Annotated in this window: 15 protein-coding genes; 8 read left to right on the forward strand and 7 right to left on the reverse strand. The window is 73.6% G+C overall.

Features of this window, described 5'->3' with window-relative positions; translation table 11 throughout:
- Entirely contained in the window at positions 1-1,998 is a 1,998-nt protein-coding gene (locus Air01nite_RS08400; RefSeq protein WP_203701389.1) for a prolyl oligopeptidase family serine peptidase, read from the reverse strand.
- 40 nt (positions 1,999-2,038) lie between these two features.
- On the opposite strand from Air01nite_RS08400, the gene Air01nite_RS08405 reads away from it, so the two are divergent.
- Positions 2,039-3,082, forward strand: coding sequence for a hypothetical protein (locus Air01nite_RS08405; RefSeq protein WP_203701390.1), 1,044 nt, complete (start codon positions 2,039-2,041; stop codon positions 3,080-3,082).
- A gap of 3 nt (positions 3,083-3,085) precedes the next feature.
- Positions 3,086-3,607: a hypothetical protein gene (locus Air01nite_RS08410; RefSeq protein WP_203701391.1), complete on the forward strand. Its 522-nt coding sequence runs from the start codon at positions 3,086-3,088 to the stop codon at positions 3,605-3,607.
- Here Air01nite_RS08410 and Air01nite_RS08415 read toward each other — a convergent pair.
- The 3 genes from Air01nite_RS08415 to Air01nite_RS08425 are packed head-to-tail and all read right to left on the reverse strand — an operon-like array spanning position 3,604 to position 7,539.
- A complete protein-coding gene (locus Air01nite_RS08415) occupies positions 3,604-5,604 on the reverse strand; it encodes an ADP-ribosylglycohydrolase family protein (RefSeq protein WP_203701392.1) in 2,001 nt (666 codons plus the stop codon). The two genes, Air01nite_RS08410 and Air01nite_RS08415, sit on opposite strands and share 4 nt — an antisense overlap.
- 7 nt (positions 5,605-5,611) lie before the next feature.
- Complete coding sequence (locus Air01nite_RS08420; RefSeq protein ID WP_203701393.1) at positions 5,612-6,520, reverse strand: ribokinase; 909 nt, start codon at positions 6,518-6,520, stop codon at positions 5,612-5,614.
- The gene (locus Air01nite_RS08425; RefSeq protein WP_203701394.1) at positions 6,517-7,539 is read right to left on the reverse strand and encodes a LacI family DNA-binding transcriptional regulator; all 1,023 of its coding nucleotides are present in this window, start codon (positions 7,537-7,539) and stop codon (positions 6,517-6,519) included. Before Air01nite_RS08425 ends, Air01nite_RS08420 begins: the two co-directional genes overlap by 4 nt.
- 149 nt (positions 7,540-7,688) lie before the next feature.
- Between Air01nite_RS08425 and Air01nite_RS08430 the strand changes: the two genes are divergently transcribed.
- Genes Air01nite_RS08430 through Air01nite_RS08440 form a run of 3 tightly spaced genes read left to right on the forward strand, consistent with a single transcriptional unit; the run spans position 7,689 to position 11,238 of the window.
- Positions 7,689-8,201, forward strand: a complete 513-nt coding sequence (locus Air01nite_RS08430) for a 2Fe-2S iron-sulfur cluster-binding protein (RefSeq protein WP_203701395.1) — start codon at positions 7,689-7,691, stop codon at positions 8,199-8,201.
- On the forward strand, positions 8,198-9,175 hold the full coding sequence (locus Air01nite_RS08435; protein WP_203701396.1) for an FAD binding domain-containing protein: 978 nt from the start codon (positions 8,198-8,200) through the stop codon (positions 9,173-9,175). Before Air01nite_RS08430 ends, Air01nite_RS08435 begins: the two co-directional genes overlap by 4 nt.
- Positions 9,172-11,238 carry a xanthine dehydrogenase family protein molybdopterin-binding subunit gene (locus Air01nite_RS08440; RefSeq protein ID WP_203701397.1) on the forward strand — a complete coding sequence of 689 codons (2,067 nt, stop codon included), beginning with the start codon at positions 9,172-9,174 and terminating at the stop codon, positions 11,236-11,238. Before Air01nite_RS08435 ends, Air01nite_RS08440 begins: the two co-directional genes overlap by 4 nt.
- Here the strand turns inward: Air01nite_RS08440 and Air01nite_RS08445 are convergent.
- Together Air01nite_RS08445 and Air01nite_RS08450 are read right to left on the reverse strand one after the other, a co-directional pair.
- Positions 11,210-11,755 (reverse strand): hypothetical protein, encoded by a 546-nt coding sequence (locus Air01nite_RS08445; RefSeq protein ID WP_203701398.1) that lies wholly within the window; start codon positions 11,753-11,755, stop codon positions 11,210-11,212. The two genes, Air01nite_RS08440 and Air01nite_RS08445, sit on opposite strands and share 29 nt — an antisense overlap.
- Positions 11,756-11,759: 4 nt before the next feature.
- Positions 11,760-12,803 carry a hypothetical protein gene (locus Air01nite_RS08450; protein WP_203701399.1) on the reverse strand — a complete coding sequence of 348 codons (1,044 nt, stop codon included), beginning with the start codon at positions 12,801-12,803 and terminating at the stop codon, positions 11,760-11,762.
- A gap of 74 nt (positions 12,804-12,877) precedes the next feature.
- Between Air01nite_RS08450 and Air01nite_RS08455 the strand changes: the two genes are divergently transcribed.
- From Air01nite_RS08455 to Air01nite_RS08465, 3 genes are all read left to right on the forward strand, one after another.
- Positions 12,878-13,684 (forward strand): endonuclease/exonuclease/phosphatase family protein, encoded by an 807-nt coding sequence (locus tag Air01nite_RS08455; protein ID WP_203701400.1) that lies wholly within the window; start codon positions 12,878-12,880, stop codon positions 13,682-13,684.
- 28 nt (positions 13,685-13,712) lie between these two features.
- Positions 13,713-14,345 carry a CG0192-related protein gene (locus tag Air01nite_RS08460; protein ID WP_203701401.1) on the forward strand — a complete coding sequence of 211 codons (633 nt, stop codon included), beginning with the start codon at positions 13,713-13,715 and terminating at the stop codon, positions 14,343-14,345.
- A 61-nt stretch (positions 14,346-14,406) separates the two neighbouring features.
- Complete coding sequence (locus Air01nite_RS08465) at positions 14,407-16,548, forward strand: M14 family zinc carboxypeptidase (RefSeq protein WP_203701402.1); 2,142 nt, start codon at positions 14,407-14,409, stop codon at positions 16,546-16,548.
- Positions 16,549-16,597: 49 nt separating this feature from the next.
- Here Air01nite_RS08465 and Air01nite_RS08470 read toward each other — a convergent pair whose 3' ends face one another.
- Positions 16,598-17,782 (reverse strand): M20 family metallopeptidase, encoded by a 1,185-nt coding sequence (locus Air01nite_RS08470; protein WP_203701403.1) that lies wholly within the window; start codon positions 17,780-17,782, stop codon positions 16,598-16,600.
- Positions 17,783-17,789: the final 7 nt, after the last annotated feature.

Genomic DNA, 17,789 nt, shown 5'->3' on the forward strand with positions numbered 1-17,789 from the left:
TCAGCCGAGCAGCTCCGGGCGCCGCCACTGTTCGCCCTTGACGTGCTGGGCCAGGAACGCGAGCACGGTCGCGTACCAGGCCTTGGCGTTGCCGGGTTTGAGGATCCAGTGGTTCTCGTCGGGGAAGTAGAGGAACTTGTGTCGGTCGTCCCCCGACCGCGACAGCAGGTCCCACCAGAGGCGCAGGGCCTCGCCGATCGGGACGCGGTAGTCCTTGTCGCCGTGGATGACCAGCATCGGCGTCGTGATCGCGTCGACGAAGGCGTGCGGTGAGTTGGCCGCCAGGCGCTCGGCGGTGAACTCGCGCGCCCAGTAGAACGCCGCGTCCGTCGTGGTCATCATCTGGTCGAGCGCCCACAGGGACGCGTGCGTGACGATCGCGTCGAACCGGTCGGTGTGCCCGGCGATCCAGTTGGCCATGTAGCCGCCGAACGAGCCGCCCATCGCCGCGGTCCGCGTCTCGTCGACGTCCGGGCGCGCCACGGCGGCGTCGGTGAGAGCCAGCAGGTCCGTGTACGGCGCGTCGCCCCAGCTCCCCCAGCCACGCTTGACGAACTCGTGCCCGTAGCCGGTGGACAGCGCCGGGTCCGGCATCAGCACCGCGTAGCCGTGCGCGACCGCGATCCACGGGTTCCAGCGCCAGGTCCACCCGTTCCAGGAGCCGAGCGGACCGCCGTGGATCCAGAGCAGCAGGGGCGCGGGCCCGTCCGTGCGCGGCAGCGCGAGCCAGGCACGCAGCGGGGTGCCGTCGGCGGCGGTGGCGGTGACCTCCGCGACGCGGCCCGGCACCTGGATGGGCTCGGCCGGTCCCGGGAGCGGCTCCACGCCCGTCGCGGCGCCCAGCGGCACCCGGACCGGGGTGGGCGGGCTGTCGATCGCGTTGCGCAGCGCGTAGACCCAGCGCCCGTCCGGCGCGATCCGGATGTCGGTGTAGGCGCCGTCGTCCTGGGTCAGCCGGGTGACCTCGCCGGTGGTGGCGTCGACCCGCCACAGTGGCGCGCGCCCGCTGTCGTCGGCCGCCACGACCAGCGCGGCACCGTCCGGCGTCCAGCGCGTGCCGTAGGGCACCCTGTCCCACGCCTCGGTGAGGTCGTGCGCCGGCCCGCCGTCGAGCGGCAGGACGGCCAGCCAGGCGTCGCCGGGATCGTCCGCCGAGGACCGTCGCCGGACGACGACGGCGACGCGGGCGCCGTCGGGCGAGACCCGCGGGGTGCTGTATCCGTGGCCCGCGTCGTCGGCGAGCACGCGCCGATCGCCGGTAGCGGTGTCGATCGCCACCAGCGTGGACCGCTCCGACCCGGCGGGCTCCGCGACCGTCCAGGTGACGACGACGGTGCGGCCGTCGGGGGCGACGTCCCATTCGCTGTCGTCGTGGATCGCCCGCCCGACGTGGCCGGTGAGGTCACGGAATCGCAGCTCGCCGTCCCCGAGATCGGCGGCCAGCAGGCGGGACCGGTCCGGCCCGAGGTCATGGTCCCAGCGGCGGATCGGGTACTCCTCGTGGAGGATCGCCGAGACGCCCGCGTCCTTGCGCTTCTTGCGGGCCTCCTTGTCGGCCGCCGGGTCGGCGGACGCGGGCAGCAGCGGCGAGCCGGCCACGACGGTCCCGTCGGCGCTGACGAGCACGCCGTGGACGCCGCCGGGCAGCTTCGCGATGACCCGGGCGTCGCCGCCGGCGGCCGGCTGCAGCCACAGCGCCGCGCGTGCGTCGTCGTCGGGCTCGGCGTCCGGGTCCGGCCGGGCCGAGGTGAACAGCAGGTCGCCGGCGGGCGTGAAGGCGGCCGCGGCCTCGCCCTTGACGCTGCGGGTCAGGCGCCGCGCCGGCCGGTCGCCGTCGGGGTCGACCTCCCACAGGGCCGTGCTGTAGCGGGTGTTCTCGCGGTCGGGCGTCGCCACACCGACGACGAGCCGGCGACCGTCGGGCGAGAGCCACAACCCGCCAAGACGAGGCAGCCGAACGTACGCGTCGAGGTCGAGGAAAGGATCAGCGCTCTGCACCGGGCCTTTCTACCATTGCGCGGCCCGCGATGATGGACTCATGGTTGTCGAACTGGGCCCGTATCCGCTGTGCGACCGGTGCCGGCGGACCAACGGCGGGCTGGTCGCGACCCGCCACCGGCAGGTGCACGTCAGCGTGGCGGGCCAGGAGGCCTGCGTCGACCAGGGCTTGGCCGGCGTGATCGCGGCACTGTGGCCGCTGTGCAGCACGCGCGCCTGTTGCGAGGACGACGATGGGCGGGCCTACGTCGTGCCGACCGCCGACACGGCGAACGCCGCGGAGAGCGCGTTGGTCGCCCTCGGACTCGATGTCGAACGAACCGCGGACGGCACGCTCCGCTTCACGCTTCCCGCGACGCCCTCCAGGACGGTGCGGCCGGACCTGTCGGTCGACGGCGACTTCCTGGTCGCGGTGGACGTGGCTCGCCGCGCGGTCGCCGAGGCGGCCGAACAACTGGGCCGGCACACCGTGGGCATCGAACATCCGCGAGTCACGGAGGCCCGGAACCAGCTTGCCGCCGCGCAGGAATGGCTGACGGTCGCGATGGTCCGGCGGGTCAGCGTGTTCCGCGGACCGAGCGGCACCCTGCGGCCCGGTGGCATCGTCCTGCACGTCGGGCTGCTGGCTGCGGCGTGTTGGGGCGCCGCCTCCGCGGCCGGCTTCGTCGCGGGGGGATCGACGGCGTGGACGCTGGTCGGCGGCGTCGCCGGCGTGATCGCCGTCCTCGTGCCGATCATGCTGCTGACCAACTTCCTCGAAAACCGGGTCGGTCGGTGGACGGTCGCGCGGATCCTGCGGAAACGCGGCGAAGCCGCTCATGCCGAGCCACCTTGGCCCGGCGTGTTCGTTCCGGTGGATCGCGCGCTGGTCGACATCCGGAAGTCCGTCGACGCGGTGCGGCGCGGCGTCGCGGAGATCGCCGAGCGACACATGCGCGGCCGGGGTCACCAGCCCCCGGCGGCCCCGGTGTTCCTCGCCTACCAGGCATTCGACTTCGAGACGCGCGCCACGGCCGAGGCAGACCTGGCCCTGTGCCAGGCGTCCGACGCCATCCGCATCTGGCTCGAAGCGCCACAGGGGTAACCGATGACCACCGACCCTTACGAGATCGCGTCGCGACTGCGGAACGCAGCGGTCCGCGCACGGACGCTCAGCGGCGACTTCCAGCACACCTGGTGGTTCGGCGGCCCCAACCGTTCCACAGCCGTCGCGAACCTCGAACGTGCCGCCGCCCACCTCGACCAAGCCGCGGCGGCGCTCGCCGGGTCGGCGCCGCCGGCCAAACGCGTGATGATCGCCTCCGCGGTGAGCACCGGGACCTGGGCCGCGGTGACGGCGGCGGTGCTGCTGGTAATTCCCGACCCGGGTCTCCCCGAAGTCATCGTCGGCGCCGTCCTGGCCGGCTTCCTCGCGGCGGACATTCTCGGTCGGGTCAGGTCCAAGGTTCGCCTTCGCCGACTCACCGCCGAACCCGCCGTCCCACCGACGGTCCCGGCCGCCGAACGCTTACGCCAAATCCGGGCGGCGGTCGACGAGTTGCTCCCCGCCGCCGAGCATAACGAAGCCGCCGTCGAACACGTGCGTGGCGCACAGGTCTGGCTCGCCTAGGTGACGGGTTGGATCGAGACGGCCTGCGTCGCCGTGCGGCCCTGCTCGACCAGCAGGGCGACGCCGCCGCAGGACAGGGCGGTGTCGTCGAGGTCGAACAGCTCGGCGCCGTCGAGCGTGGCGGTGATGCGGGAGCCCGCGACCCGCAGCGTCAGGCGGTGGGTCTCGCCGAACTCCCACGTGTACGGCGTGGCCGCGAGCACGGTCGGCTCCGGGCCGTCGAGGTGGCGGACCAGCTCGACCCGGTCGCGGCCGGCCAGCCGCAACGCGTAGTAGCGGCGCAGGCCCTGCACCCGGGCGGCCAGGCCGACCGCCTCGGCCAGGTGCGGGGTGACGTCGGCGGTCACCGTGTAGTCCCGCCATTCCCGGTCGCCCTGGATGAGCAGGCCCGTGCCGCGGTTCTGGACGAGCCGGAACGGCTCGGGCCAGTGCTGGTCCCAGCGGTCGACGGCCTTGACCCAGGCCCGCCGCCACATGGCGTCGCCGCGTTGCCCCGTGAGCGTGACCGTGGGCGCGCCGTCCCAGGTCAGCGACTCCAGCGCCACCGGCCCGGTGGTGCGCAGGCCGACGTAGACGACGGGCTGGCCGCCGACGTCCGGCACGGTCCAGGCGGTGTCGCCGGGCGGACCGTCGACCCAGGCCAGTGTGCCGTCATCGGCGGCGTAGTGCGCGATCGTCAGCCGGAAGCCGGATCCGCCCGAGACCCTGGCCCGTAGCGTCTGTCCGCTGTAGAGGGTCGGGCTGGCAATCAGCCCGTAGCCCGGCATGTCCAGCGCCTCCGGCGGGATGAACGTCGGCGTGGCGACGGTGCCGGCGCCGTCGATCGCCAGGCGGCCGCCGGGGTTGTGCACGGTCGCGTCGCCGGCGAGCACGGTGAAGCCCTGGACGCTGCCCGGCAGCGCGAAGTGGAACCGCGCTCCCCCGGTCAGGTCGCGGGCCGGCTGCCCGGCCCAGGCCCGCCCGTGGCCCGCCAGGGTCAGCGCCTCGCGGGCCGCGTCGGTGACCGTCGAACCGCCGTCGGTGCTCGGCAGGTACATCCGGTCGGCGACCGGGCCCCGGTAGTCCGGCCCGGCCTCGATGCCGGCCACGCCGCCGAACACGCCGCAGATCGCGCCGACGTCGCCGGCGTTGGAGTCGGTGTCCCAGCCGGAGGTGTTGACCACGGTCATCGCCGCCGGGTACGCGCCCCGACTGCGGGCCACCGCGTGGATGACGGTCGCGTGGTTCGGCACGACGTGGCAGTTGCCGCCGTAGCGGTGGTAGCCGTAGCGCTCGTCGATCCGGTCCCGGGTCGTGGTCCACTCCGCGTCGGCGGCGGTCCACTCGCGCACGTCGTCGACCACCCGGCGGATCAGGCTGTCGGCGGGGATCAGCCCCGTCGCGACGTCGAGCAGCTTGTCCATGTCGGTCTCGGTGAACGCGCCGGCGACCAGCGCCGCGACCACCCGGGCCGCGTGCACGGACTCGCCGTCGTGGCTGACCCGGGCGGCCCGCTCGACCAGGTCGGCGGCCGCCTCCGGGTCGCCGGGGCGGGTCATCGCGAAGCCCTCGACGAAGATCTGCGCGCCGACCTGCTCGGCCACGACCAGCCCGTTGCGGGCGATGCTGCCGCTGTCGGGCGCCCGTACGCCATCCTTGAGGTTCAGGAATGCGGTGTGCTCGGTGGAGTTGCCGACCCCGCCCCACCACAGCACGGAGATGCCTTCGAGGATCTCGTTGAGCCACACGTCGCCGATCTGGGCGGAGGTCGGCTCGATGCCATGGTCGCGCAGTGCCCTCGGGAACACGAACGTGCCGCTGATGTCGTCGTCGGTGACGACCAGCAGGTGGTTCTTCAGCACGAGGTCGGTCCGGTGGTTGACGTAGCCGGTGATCTCGCCGAGCTCACGGGTGATCCGCTCGTGCGTCCAGCCCTCGAACGGGCGGCCGAGGTAGACCGCGATGGCCTTGCCGAGCACGCCGGCGTAGACGCGCTCCTCGTAGTCGGTAGGGAACATCAGACAGTCACTCCCGCTGGTAGTCGGCGACGAGGAAAGAGTCGAGCTCCGCGGCCATCGGCATCGCCGACTGCGCGCCCATGCGGGTGGTGGCGAGCGCGCCGGCCGCGCACCCACGGCGCACGGCCTCGTCCAGCTCGGCGCCCTCGGCCAGGGCCGCGGCCAGTGCGCCGCAGAACGTGTCGCCCGCGCCGGTGGTGTCGACCGCGTCGACCCGGAACGGCCGGTGTGTCCGGGTGCCGGTCGCGTCGGCGCTGACCGCGCCGCGGGCGCCGAGGGTGATCACGCACGCCGCCGGGCCGCGGTGGCGCAGCGCGGTCGCGTCGCCGCCCAGCTCCGCGGCCTCGCCCTCGTTGACCACCAGCACGTCGACCTCGCGCAACAGCTCGGCCAGCGCCGGCGCGCCGGCCGGTGGCAGGGGCGCGGCGTTGAGCAGCACCCGGGCGCCGGCCCGGCGGGCGTGGCGGGCGGCGGCCAGGCACGTGTCGAGCGGGATCTCGAGCTGGAGCACGAGCAGGTCGGCAGACCCGAGGAGGTCGGGCAGGCCGGCGAGCGCCGCGGCGTCGAGCCGGGCGTTGGCGCCGGACGAGACCACGATGGTGTTCTCGCCGTCCGCGTCGACCACGATCAGCGCGATCCCGGTCGCGCAGTCGTCATAGGTCACCACGTGGTCCGGCGGCAGGCCCTCGCCCGCCAGCGCGACGCGCAGGTCCGCGCCGAACCGGTCGCCGCCGAGCGCGGCGACCAGCACGGCGTCGGCGCCCAGCCGGCGCGCGGCAACCGCCTGGTTGGCGCCCTTGCCGCCGGGGCTGGCCACGACGTCGGAGCCCAGCACGGTCTCACCCGGCCGCGGCAGCTGCCGCACGCCGACACCGAGGTCGAGGTTCGCGCTGCCGACCACCACGACACGGTTCATGCCGCCGCCTCCTCGCTGATCGGGTCGCCGCCCGGCGGGTCCGGGCAACCGCAGGAGCCGCGCTTGACGAGGGTCACCGGCAGCACGTCGGTGGGGCCGGCGGGTGGGGAGAGCAGGTGCGCGACCGCGGCGGCGGCCAGCATCGCGAACGGCTGGGCCATCGTGGTCAGGGCGGGCGTCGTGTACGCGGCGCCGGGGATGCCGTCGAAGGACGCGACCGCGATGTCGTCGGGGCAGCGCAGGCCGGCTTCGGCGATCGCGCGCAGCACGCCGACCGCCTGCTCGTCGCTGGCGACGAAGACGGCATCGGGCCGGTCGGGGCCGGCCAGCAGCTCGCGGGCGGCGCCATAGCCGCCGCGGCGGCCGAACCCGGTGTGCACGGCGGGCATCGCGATGCCGTCCTCGGCGAGCGCCGCGCGCCAGCCGTCGACCCGGTCGGCCGCCGGCATCAGGTCGCGCGGGCCGCCGACACAGGCGATCCGGCGGCGGCCGTGCGCGAGCAGGTGCCGGGTGGCCGCGTAGGCACCGCCGCGGTTGTCGACGAGGACGCCGGGCGCGGCGGCGCCGGGCACCTGGCGGTCCAGGCAGATCCACGGCGTGCGGGACCGTTCCAGGTCGCCGAGGAAGCCGGCGGGACCGTGGGCGGGCACGATGAACAGCCCGTCCACCTGTCGGGCGAGGAAGGTCCGCACGTACGCCGTCTGCCGCTCGTCGTTCTCCGCGGCGTTGCCGATCAGCAGCGTGTAGCCCTCGGCGAAGGACTCCTCCTCGATCGCCCGGGCCAGCTCGGCGAAGTACGGGTTGGCGTTGTCGGGGATGACCAGGCCGAGCGTCATCGTGCGGCTCATCCGCAGCGAGCGGGCGATGCCGTTGGGCCGGTAGCCGAGCTGCTCGACCGCGGCAAGCACCTTTGCCCGGGTTTGTGCCGACACCGGGCGGGGACCGCCGTTGAGCACGTAGCTCACCACCGCGGGCGAGGTCCCGGCCAGCCGGGCCACGTCCATCCGCCGCGCCGTCACCCTGGCACCTCCGGTCAACACGTGTTGCGTCCGACTTGCTGGAGATCATGCGCGGCACGCGTCGCATCACGCAACACGTGTTGACCGGCCGTTACCGGACCGCGACAAGTGATCGTCCGGCTCCGGAGAGTGGACGTACGGTGGTGGCAATGAGCGGTGACGTGGTGCTGCGGGTCAACGGCGAGGACCGGGTGCTGCACCTCGACAACCGGGTCACCCTGCTCGACGCGTTGCGGGAACACCTGCGTCTCACGGGCACCAAGAAGGGCTGCGACCACGGCCAGTGCGGCGCGTGCACGGTGCTGCTCGACGGCGAGCGGGCCAACAGCTGCCTGCTGCTCGCGGTCGCCGTCGCCGGCCGCGCGGTGACCACGGTGGAGGGTCTCGCCGACGGGGCCGAGCCGCATCCCTTGCAGCGGGCGTTCATCGCACACGACGGGTTCCAATGTGGCTACTGCACGCCCGGGCAGATCTGCTCCGCGATCGGGATGCTCGCCGAGGCCGCGGCCGGGCTGCCGAGCGCGGTGAGCGCGGACCTGGCCGGGACGGCTGCGGTGGACCTCGACGACGAGGAGATCCGGGAGCGGATGAGCGGCAACCTCTGCCGGTGCGGGGCGTACGCCGGGATCGTCGCCGCGATCCGCGAGGTGGCCGGCGGATGAGGGCCTTCCGGTACGCGCGGGCCACCGACCCCGGCGAGGCGGCCGCTCTCGTCGCGGGCGTGCCGGACGCCGTCTACCTCGGCGGCGGCACCAACCTGGTCGACCTGATGAAGCTCGGCGTGCTCCGCCCCGGCCTGGTGGTCGACGTCAGCGGGCTGCCGTACGACACGGTCGCGCACCGCCCGGACGGCGGCGTGCTGATCGGCGGCGCGGTCCGCGGGCGCCGGCTCGGGCTGGACGAGGGCATCCGGAGCCGCTTCCCGGCGCTGACCCGCGCGCTGCTGTCCGGCGCGTCCGCGCAGATCCGCACTCAGGCCACGGTCGCCGGCAACCTGTTGCAGCGCACCCGGTGCCCCTACTTCCAGGACACCGGCACGCCGTGCAACAGGCGGTCGCCGGGCAGCGGCTGCGCGGCGATCCCGGGCGTGCACCGGGACCTCGCGGTGATCGGCACCTCGGACGCCTGCGTGGCCAGCCACCCGTCGGACCTGGCGGTGGCGCTGGCGGCGTACGACGCGGTGGTCGAGGTGCGGCGGCCGGACGGGGAGCAACGCCTGGTGCCGATCCACGAGCTGCACCGGCTGCCGGGCGACACGCCGTGGATCGAGACGGTGCTGGAACCGGGCGACCTGATCACGGGCGTCCACCTGCCGCCGCCGGCGGCCCCGTCCGCCACCTACCGGAAGGTGCGCGATCGTTGGTCGTACGCGTTCGCGGTCGTCTCGGTCGCGGCGGTGCTGCGGGTCGAAGCCGGGCGTGTCGGCGACGTGCGGATCGCGCTCGGTGGCGTCGCGCCGCGCCCATGGCGGTTGTGGGCGACCGAGCGCGCGCTGGTCGGCACCGATCCCGGTGACGACGACGTGCGCGCGGCGACCCGGCTGGCGTTCGCCGACGCCCGGCCGCTGCCGGGCAACGCGTTCAAGCTCGACCTGGCCGCCGACCTCGTGGCGGCCGTGCTGCGGGAGCTGCGTTGAGCGCCGGCACCGGACTGTCCCGGCTGGAGGGGCGCGACAAGGTCACCGGAGCGGCCCTCTACGCCTACGAGTACCCGGTCGAGGACCCGCTCTACGTCTGGCCGGTCGGTGCCACGGTCGCCAACGGGAGCGTCGTCGAGGTCGACCCGGCGGCAGCGCTGGCCGACCCGGAGGTGGTCGCGGTCCTCGACCACACCAACGCGCCCCGGCTCGGACAGGGTGGGATCGCCGACCAACACGTGCTGCAGTCGCCGGACGTCGCCTACCGCGGTCAGATCGTGGCCGGCGTGGTGGCCACCACGCCGGAAGCCGCCCGGGAGGGCGCCGAGCAGATGCTGGTGCGCTATGTGGAGCGCCCGGCCAAGGTCGTGCTCGACCCGTCGGATCCCTCGTTGGAAGAGCCCACGGCGGCCTTCGGCGGCCATCCCGGCAGCGACGCCAAGGGTGACGTGGACGCGGCGCTGGCCGCCGCCGACGTGGTGGTGGACCGGGTCTACACGACACCGACTGAGCACCACAATCCGATGGAGACGGTCGCCACGATCGCGCAGTGGTCCGGCGACCGGCTGCTGGTCTACGACTCCAACCAGGGACCGTGGACGGCGGCGGTCGCGTTCGGCGCGCTCTGGGACATCCCGCCGGAGCGGGTCGAGGTGGTCACCGAGCACGTCGGCGGCGGCTTCGGCGCCAAGGTCCGGCCGACTCCGGGAGCCGTGCTGGCCACCATGGCCGCGCGGGTCACGGGCCGGCCCTGCAAGCTGATGCTGACCCGGCAGCAGATGTTCACGATGTCGCCCGGCCGCTCCGCGACCCGCAGCCGCATCCGCCTCGGTGCGCGTCACGACGGGACGCTGACCGCGGTCGACCACGACGCGCTGCAGTACAGCTCGGTGATCCACGAGTACGTCGAGCACACGGGCGCCGCGACGCGGACGATGTACGCGACCGACAACCTGCGGATCACGCACCGCCTGGCCCGGCTCAACCTGCCCACGCCGCGGGTGATGCGGGCGCCCGGTCACGCGCCGGGCATGTTCGCGCTGGAGTCGGCGATGGACGAGCTCGCGTACGCGCTGGACCTCGATCCGCTGGCCCTGCGGCTGGCCAACGAGCCGGCGGTCGAACCGGCCGGCGGCCTGCCGTTCGCGGGCCGGCACCTCGTCGAGTGCCTGACGGTCGGCGCGGAACGCTTCGGCTGGGCGACCCGCGACCCGACGCCCGGTATGCGCCGGCACGGGCGGTGGCTGTTCGGCACGGGGCTCGCGGCGTCCACGTACCCGGCCCTCCAGCGGGCCGCGACGGCGACCGCCCGGGCCGAGCCGGACGGCGGCTTCCACGTCTGGGTCGGCGCGGTCGACCTGGGCACGGGCGCCCGCACGGCGCTGTGGCAGCTGGCCGTGGAAGCGCTCGACGCGCCGCCGTCCCGGGTCTCGATCCACATCGGACACTCATCCCACGGACAGGCGCCGTTGGCCGGCGGGTCGAGCGGGACGGCGTCGTGGGGCGGCGCCGTCCGCGCGGCGTGCACGGCGCTGCGCGAACGGCTGGCCGAGCACGGCGGCGTGGTGCCGGCCGACGGCCTGGCGGTCACCGGGTCCACCGAGCCGCCGCCGCCGGACCGTTCGCGGCACTCGTACGGCGCACACTTCTGCGCGGTCCGGGTGGACGCCGACACGGGCCAGGTGCGGGTCGACCGCCTGCTCGGCGTGTTCGCACACGGCCGCCCGCTCAACGCCCGCACGGCCCACTCACAACTGCTCGGCGGCATGGTGATGGGCGTGTCGATGGCGCTGCACGAACAGACGGTGGTCGACCCGCGGCTGGGCATGTTCGTCAACCACGACCTCGCGCAGTACCACGTGGCCACCAACGCCGACATCCGCGGCCTGGAGGCGCACTCGCTGGAACGCGCGGACGACGACGTCACCCTGGCGGGCGGCAAGGGCGTCGGCGAACTCGGCATCGTCGGCGCCGCCGCCGCGATCGCCAACGCGGTCCACCACGCCACCGGCGTACGCGTCCGCGACCTCCCCATCACTCTCGAACGCGTACGCGGTCAATAGTCAGCCGGCGCAGCGCGTCGCGAACGCTCACGGCGACGTCCGGTTGGTCCTCGACCGCCGGCAGCATCCCGTCGACGTCCGCGCAGATCTCTCGGATCCGCTCCTCGAAGGGGATCGCCGACGTGGCGGCAGCCTTGGCGACCAGCCGGCGGCGCCGCACCGCCTGGTAGATCCGGCCGACGATCTCGCCGACCACCGAGCCGCCCAGGACCGCGGCGACGATGATCTCGGGTCGGCCCGGGTCGGGAACCGCCAGCAGCGCGGCCGCGACGACCACGCCCGCCGTCCCGCTCGTCAGCGCCGAACGGATCATCGCGGAACTGCTGGGCAACTCCTCCTCGCCGGCCAGCTTTTCGGCGGCCTCGGCCAAGCAGACGGCCGCGCGTTCGAGATTCGCGATCTCCCGCGTCGCGGGCGGCCCGCCGAACCAAGACCCGTGCTGAAGCTCGGCTCTGAGCGTCCGCGTGCGGACCGCCGACTCGCGCAGCCGCGGGGCGAGCGCAGCCGAGGGTCTCATCCGCTCACCCCCGCCGCGCTTGCAGCCACGCGACGAGCGCGTCGGATGCCAGGCACAGCGCCAGGTCAGCCTCGGCAGCGGCGCGCAGGCGGAAGTCGAACTCCTGGTGCGTGAAGAACGCCGCGGCCGCCAGTGGCCCGTGACGCGCGGCGCGCATGCGCCGGCCGTGCAGAGTCGCCATCGCGCGGCGGACCGAGTCGATCGTCATCACGACGTCAGCCAGCGCGTCCTGAATCGGAGTGAGGACGGTCGACTCAGCGGGACCCGCCGCCGGGGTCTCGGCCCGCCGGCTGAGGATCCATGCGACCGCCAGCCGACCGAGCCGTCTGTCGACCACGTCGAGCACCCGGGCGGTCGGCGACACCATGGCGAAGAGGCCGGCGATGCCGCCGACCACCGTCCACGCTGTGGATCCACCGGAGACGAGGTGAGCCCCCCACGCGCCGAGCCAGCAGGCGGTCGCTGACAGCACACCGCGGACGGCAAGACCCGCCGGGCGCAGGTAGCCGTCCGGCCGCTCGATCAGGCTCACCTGGCGGATCGTTCCCCGTGCCGTCCACCGCCGTGCCTCGGCCAGCGCCGCCCGCGCCTCCCGGATGTCCGGGTGCTCCACACCCACGGTGTGCCGCCCGAGCCGCCGCGCCACCTCGCACAGAGCGCGGTCGGCGGCGTTCAGCCCGACCACGAAGTCGCCGTCGACCGGAACCTCCGCAGGCACGGCTTCAGCGGGCCGCGCGGGAAGTGCGAAGCGGAGCGCGCCGTCGGCCGTCCGCTCGATGCGAAGCCCGAGCCCCGTCAGCGCTCTCTCGGCGGCATCAGCCGTTTCGGGGGTCGGCACGACAGCGGCACGCCCACCGTCGTCCTCACAACAGCTCACGGTGTCGGCCACGGTCCAGAGCGTCGCGACGACGCCGACCAGCCCCTGGTCCACACAGGACTCCTTGCCGGCGACGCCGACGTGCACCTGCCGGTGCCGGGTCGCCACCAACCCACCGTTGGTTTCCTGGCAACGGTCACACAGCGGAAACGGACCCAGTTCGACAGTCATCGTGCCACCATCGTCGCAACCGGTGTAAAGGAGATGGTTCTCGCCGGCGCCCGATCTTTCCTACACTGTTCGCGATGGTGTCCCGGCGGTCGTTCGTGCTCGTCGCCCTGCTGCTGGCGGTCGCGGCGATTCTCGGTGGTTCGGTGGCGCCGCCCGTCCGCGCCGTGCGGCTGTTGCAGCTCAACCTGTGCGCCAGCGGGCAGGCCGCCTGCTACACCGGCCGGTCGATCGACGAGGCGGCCCGGGTCATCCGGGAGACCCGACCGGACGTGGTCACCCTCAACGAGATCTGCGAAGGCGACGTCGACACGCTCGGGGCGGTGCTCGCGGCCGTGCACGGCGAGCCGGTCGCGTCCGGGTTCCGGGCCGCGCCCGACCGGCCCTCCGGCGGGCCGACGCGATGCGGGCGCAACGGGCAGGCGTACGGGATCGGGCTGGTCGCCCGCCGCCCGACCACCGCGCACGAGGTCGTCGGCGGCGTCTACCCGGTGCAGGACCCCGTCGACCCGGAGGAGCGGGCCTGGCTCTGCCTGCTCGCCGCCGTCGACGTCTGCACCACCCATCTGGCCGGTTTCGACGCCGAGGCGGCCCTCCACCAGTGCCAGCACCTGTTCGGCGTCACCCTGCCCGCGCTGCACCGGCGGTCCGGCTACCGCCCGACGATCGTGGCCGGCGACCTCAACCTCCGATACGACCCGCCCAACGGGCCTGACCTGCGGGACTGCATCCCGGCCGGCTACCGCTGGCTCGGCGACGGCGCCTTGCAGCACGTGCTGGCCACCCGTGACCTCGCCCAGCCGACCATGCGGACGGTCGATCTGGCCCGCAGCACCGACCACCCGGGCCTGCTGGTCACCGTGGGGCTGACCGCCACAGCCTGAGCCCAGACGCCGGGCGTACGATCCGGCAATGGCGCTGCTGCACCGGGCGACTGTGACGCCCACGAAGCTCGAGTTGATCGCCGGCTGGCTGCCACGCCAGCGCTGGCACCAGGGTGCCGCCGGTGACCTCGAGCGGGTCGCGGCGTTCCGGTTCGACGACCCCGCGGGGTCGGTCGGCATCGAGACCATGCTCGTCCGTTACGGCTCGGGCCCGGTCCACCACGTGCCGCTCACGTATCGTGACGCGCCGCTGCCCGGCTGCGACGCCTGGCTGATCGGCACGGCCGAGCACTCCGTGCTCGGCAAGCGCTGGGTGTACGACGCCGCCGGCGACCCGGTCTACCTCGCCGCCCTGGCCGGCGCGATCATCGCCGGCACCGGCGAGGCCGAGGAGTTCGTCGACGTCGACGGCGCCGGCACCCTGGAACGACGGGCACCGGCCATGACCGCCCGCGGCACCGGCGTGGCCGGCGGCACCCCGCCGACGGTCGCGGAGATCCGGCGGATCGAGGACCACGGCGACCACACGGTGGTCCACGTGGGGCAACTACGCATCGTCATCCTCCGCCGGTTTACGGACGGTGACCTTCCACCCGCCGCGCTCTCCGGCCGCTGGGACGACCAACCGGAAGTTATCTTGGCGTTTCTCTCGAACGGTTGACATCGCTCGATCTGTGGACTGATGTAGGACCCAACGTCCTTCGATGTCCGCAGGAGGTTTCATGTCAACCAGACGGATCCGGGTGGCCGCTCCCACTCGCCGGATCTGGGTGGCCAGTGCCACCGCAGCCGTCCTGACCCTCGGGCTGCTCGCCCCGTCCGGATCGAGCACCGCCGCCCCGCCCGACACCGCGGCACCCGCCGCCGGGCCCAGCGTCAAGCTCGCCGCCGGCGAAACCGCACTCGTCCGCTTCCGCCTACCCGACGAAGCGATGCTGCGCGACCTGGTCGCCGGCGGCGCCGACGTGGCCGCCCGGCCGCGCACCACCCTCGGCCAGGTCCAGGTCGACCTGGTCGTCACCGACCAGGAACTGGCCGCGCTGACCGCCCGCGGCGCCGTGGCCACCCAGCTCATCCAGACGGCGACCGAGGGCTCCGCAAGGGTCGCGGCCAGCAGGCAGGCCGCCCGCACGCTCGCCGTGAACACCGACACCCTGCAGTTCCTCCAGTCCTACTGGTGGACCGCCGACGGCCAGAGCTTCCTCGCCGTCCAGGTCGCCACCACGGCGACCGACGACCCCGACGTCGAGATCACCGTGACCTGGAAGACCGCCGACGGCACCACCGGATCGTTCCCCCTCTCCCGCTTCGAGGACTCGGGCGAGTACCAGTACCACGTCGCCCTCCCCCAGCCCGTGCCCGCGCAGCCGGTGACCGTCACCGCCAGCTCCAGCCTCGGCGGCACCACCCGGGCCATCCGGCCGACCGCCTGGCCGGGCGCGACCCCGCCGCCGCTGCCCGCCGGCTACCAGAAGGACTTCATCGCCGCCTACCTGACGCCGACCGACATCCAGGCGCGGATCAAGCGGCTCAAGCGGCAGTACCCGGCGCTCGTCGACGTCATCGACCTGCCCGACAAGACCCAGGGCTACCGCCGCACCGCCGCCGCGTACCTGGGTAACACCGCCGACGCAGCGGTCGTCGTGGAGTCGGTCAAGTTCGGCGACCAGAAGATGAACGGCGTCCAGGTCAAGTCGGTGAACCCCGGCAAGAAGAACAAGCCGCTCAACGCCACGTACAAGGACCGGGTGTTGACCGTCTCGCTGGCGACGGACGCTGCCGGCACGGCGATCAGCACCACCGACGACGTCGCCGCGTTCGTCAAGGCCCGCTACCCGCAGGAGTTCAACGCGTTCGTCGAGGACGGCTCGGCCGGCAAGCTCATGCCGGTGGCCGGCCCGGCCCGGCTCGACGACGGCCTCGACGGCACCGAGGTGTCGAAGAAGCCGTGGACCGTGCAGGCCATGCGGCTCGGCTCGGTCCGCGACGGCTCGAAGATCGGCGTGCTGGCGTACTCGCAGGAGCACGCCCGTGAGTGGGCCACCCCGCTGGTCACGATGGAGTTCGCGGAGCGGCTGCTGGCCAACTACGCGACCGACGCCGAGACGCGCAGCCTGCTGGACAACGTGGACGTGTTCGTGCTGCCGGTGGTCAACCCTGACGGCGCGAACTACGCGTTCAACGACTACAACTTCCAGCGCAAGAACCTGGTCAACCACTGCACGGGCGCGTCCCGCGACCCGGCACGGGCCAACTCGTGGGGCGTCGACGTCAACCGCAACTACACGGTCGGTTCCTACTTCGACGGGTACGTGGGCGGCAGCGCGAACTGCCTGTCGGGCACCTACTCCGGCACGTCGGAGCTGTCCGAGGCGGAGAGCCGCAACGTCATCGCGCTCGCCGAGTCGCACCCGAACATCAAGTTCGCCATGAACGTGCACAGCTACGGTGGCTACTTCATGTGGCCGCCCGGCTCCTACAAGGCCGACGGCCGGATCACCCTGCCGCGTCCGTCCATCGAGGAGTCCGCGTACTTCATGGAGAGCGCGAAGCGCATCATCGGCGCGATCCGCAGCTCGCGTGGCACGGTCACCTGGCCGTCCTACACGGGCCCGGTGGCCGACGTGCTCTACTCGGCGGCGGGCAACTCCGCCGACCAGCTCTACTACGAGCTGGGCATCCTGGCCTGGGACTTCGAGGTCGGCAACGACCTGTGGAACGCGGAGACCCAGGAATGGGAGGGCGTCGGCTTCCAGCCGCCGTACGACGAGGCACACGCCGAGTCACAGGAGTACGCGTCGGGCCTGGTCGAACTGGTCCGCGTCGCCCGCGACCTGGCCGCGGAAGGCGCCGTCCAGCCCTAGCACTTCCATTGCCTGAAAGGAACGGTCCGTTGACGACGGACCGTTCCTTTCACGGCCGGGCGAAGGCCGTAATGATTCCCGAGATCAGCGCGGCCCGGTCGACGGTGGCGTCGACGTCGATGTGCTCGTCGCGGGCGTGCGCCCCGGCGCCGACGGCGCCGAGGCCGTCGAGCAGCGGCACGCCGAGCGCCGCCAGGAAGTTGGCGTCGCTGCCGCCGCCGACGGCGCGCTCCGCGAGGTCGTCGCCCAGGTTGGCCGCGACGGTGCGGGCCAGGTCGACCATCGCCGCGATGCCGGGTGTACGCGGCATCGGCGGCCGGTTCCAGCCGCCGTGGACGACGAGCCGCAGGCGCGGGTCGCTCGGGCGCAGGGCGGCCAGCGCCGCGTCGATCCGGGCCGCCTCGGCCGGGTCGCTCACCCGCACGTCGACCGTGGCCGAGGCGTGGCCCGCGATCACGTTGGGCCGCGTGCCGCCCTCGATCGTGCCGATGTTGACGCTCGTGCCGCGGTCGAGGTCGGCCAGTGCGCGCAGCGCGAGGATGACCCGCGCCAGCTCGTCGATCGCGCTCACGCCCTTGTCGGGGTCGAGGCCGGCGTGCGCCTCGACGCCGGTGACCTCGATCCGCAGCAGGCCGAGCCCCTTGCGGGCGGTCTTCAGCGCGCCGTCGATGCCCGGCTCCAGCACCAGCGCCGCGGTGACGCCCTCGGCCGCGGCCTCCAGCGTCGGGCGCGAGGTGATGCTGCCGACCTCCTCGTCGCCGTTGAGCACGACGCGCAGCGGCGGTCGCGCCCGGCCGGCGGCGTCCAGCGCGCGGACCGCCCAGAGCGCCTGCACCAGCCCGGCCTTCATGTCGAAGACGCCCGGGCCGCGAGCGACGCGACCCTCCACTGTGAACGGCCAATCGGCGAGCGTGCCGGCCGGCCAGACCGTGTCGTAGTGGCAGAGCACGAGCAGCCGCCGGGGCCCCACGCCGGCGAAGTCGGCGACCAGGGTGTCGCCGTGCGTCGCGGAGCGACGCCGGTGAATCGCCGTTGGCTCTCCCAGCGCACCCGTCAGGCGGGCGGTGACCCAGTCGAGCCCGCGGTCGAGGTGCGGTTTGCTGTCGCTCGGGGTCTCGACGCTGACGTAGTCGGCGATCTCGGCGAGCACGTCGGCCCGGCGGTCACGCAGCCACTGCCGCAGCGGCGCCGCGTCGACATCGGCCCGCGTCGGCAGGTCTGGTGCGCTGGTCACGGCACAT

This window comes from Asanoa iriomotensis (genome assembly GCF_016862515.1).
In the GTDB taxonomy this organism is placed as follows: Bacteria; Actinomycetota; Actinomycetes; order Mycobacteriales; family Micromonosporaceae; genus Asanoa; species Asanoa iriomotensis.

What these genes read in the sequence shown, in the direction of transcription:
- Air01nite_RS08405 (WP_203701390.1), top strand. Translation starts at nt 2,039, where the DNA reads ATGGTTGTCGAACTGGGCCCGTATCCGCTGTGCGACCGGTGCCGGCGG.
- Air01nite_RS08410 (WP_203701391.1), top strand. Translation starts at nt 3,086, where the DNA reads ATGACCACCGACCCTTACGAGATCGCGTCGCGACTGCGGAACGCAGCG.
- Air01nite_RS08415 (WP_203701392.1), bottom strand. Translation starts at nt 5,604, where the DNA reads ATGTTCCCTACCGACTACGAGGAGCGCGTCTACGCCGGCGTGCTCGGC.
- Air01nite_RS08420 (WP_203701393.1), bottom strand. Translation starts at nt 6,520, where the DNA reads ATGAACCGTGTCGTGGTGGTCGGCAGCGCGAACCTCGACCTCGGTGTC.
- Air01nite_RS08430 (WP_203701395.1), top strand. Translation starts at nt 7,689, where the DNA reads ATGAGCGGTGACGTGGTGCTGCGGGTCAACGGCGAGGACCGGGTGCTG.
- Air01nite_RS08435 (WP_203701396.1), top strand. Translation starts at nt 8,198, where the DNA reads ATGAGGGCCTTCCGGTACGCGCGGGCCACCGACCCCGGCGAGGCGGCC.
- Air01nite_RS08445 (WP_203701398.1), bottom strand. Translation starts at nt 11,755, where the DNA reads ATGAGACCCTCGGCTGCGCTCGCCCCGCGGCTGCGCGAGTCGGCGGTC.
- Air01nite_RS08450 (WP_203701399.1), bottom strand. Translation starts at nt 12,803, where the DNA reads ATGACTGTCGAACTGGGTCCGTTTCCGCTGTGTGACCGTTGCCAGGAA.
- Air01nite_RS08455 (WP_203701400.1), top strand. Translation starts at nt 12,878, where the DNA reads ATGGTGTCCCGGCGGTCGTTCGTGCTCGTCGCCCTGCTGCTGGCGGTC.
- Air01nite_RS08460 (WP_203701401.1), top strand. Translation starts at nt 13,713, where the DNA reads ATGGCGCTGCTGCACCGGGCGACTGTGACGCCCACGAAGCTCGAGTTG.
- Air01nite_RS08465 (WP_203701402.1), top strand. Translation starts at nt 14,407, where the DNA reads ATGTCAACCAGACGGATCCGGGTGGCCGCTCCCACTCGCCGGATCTGG.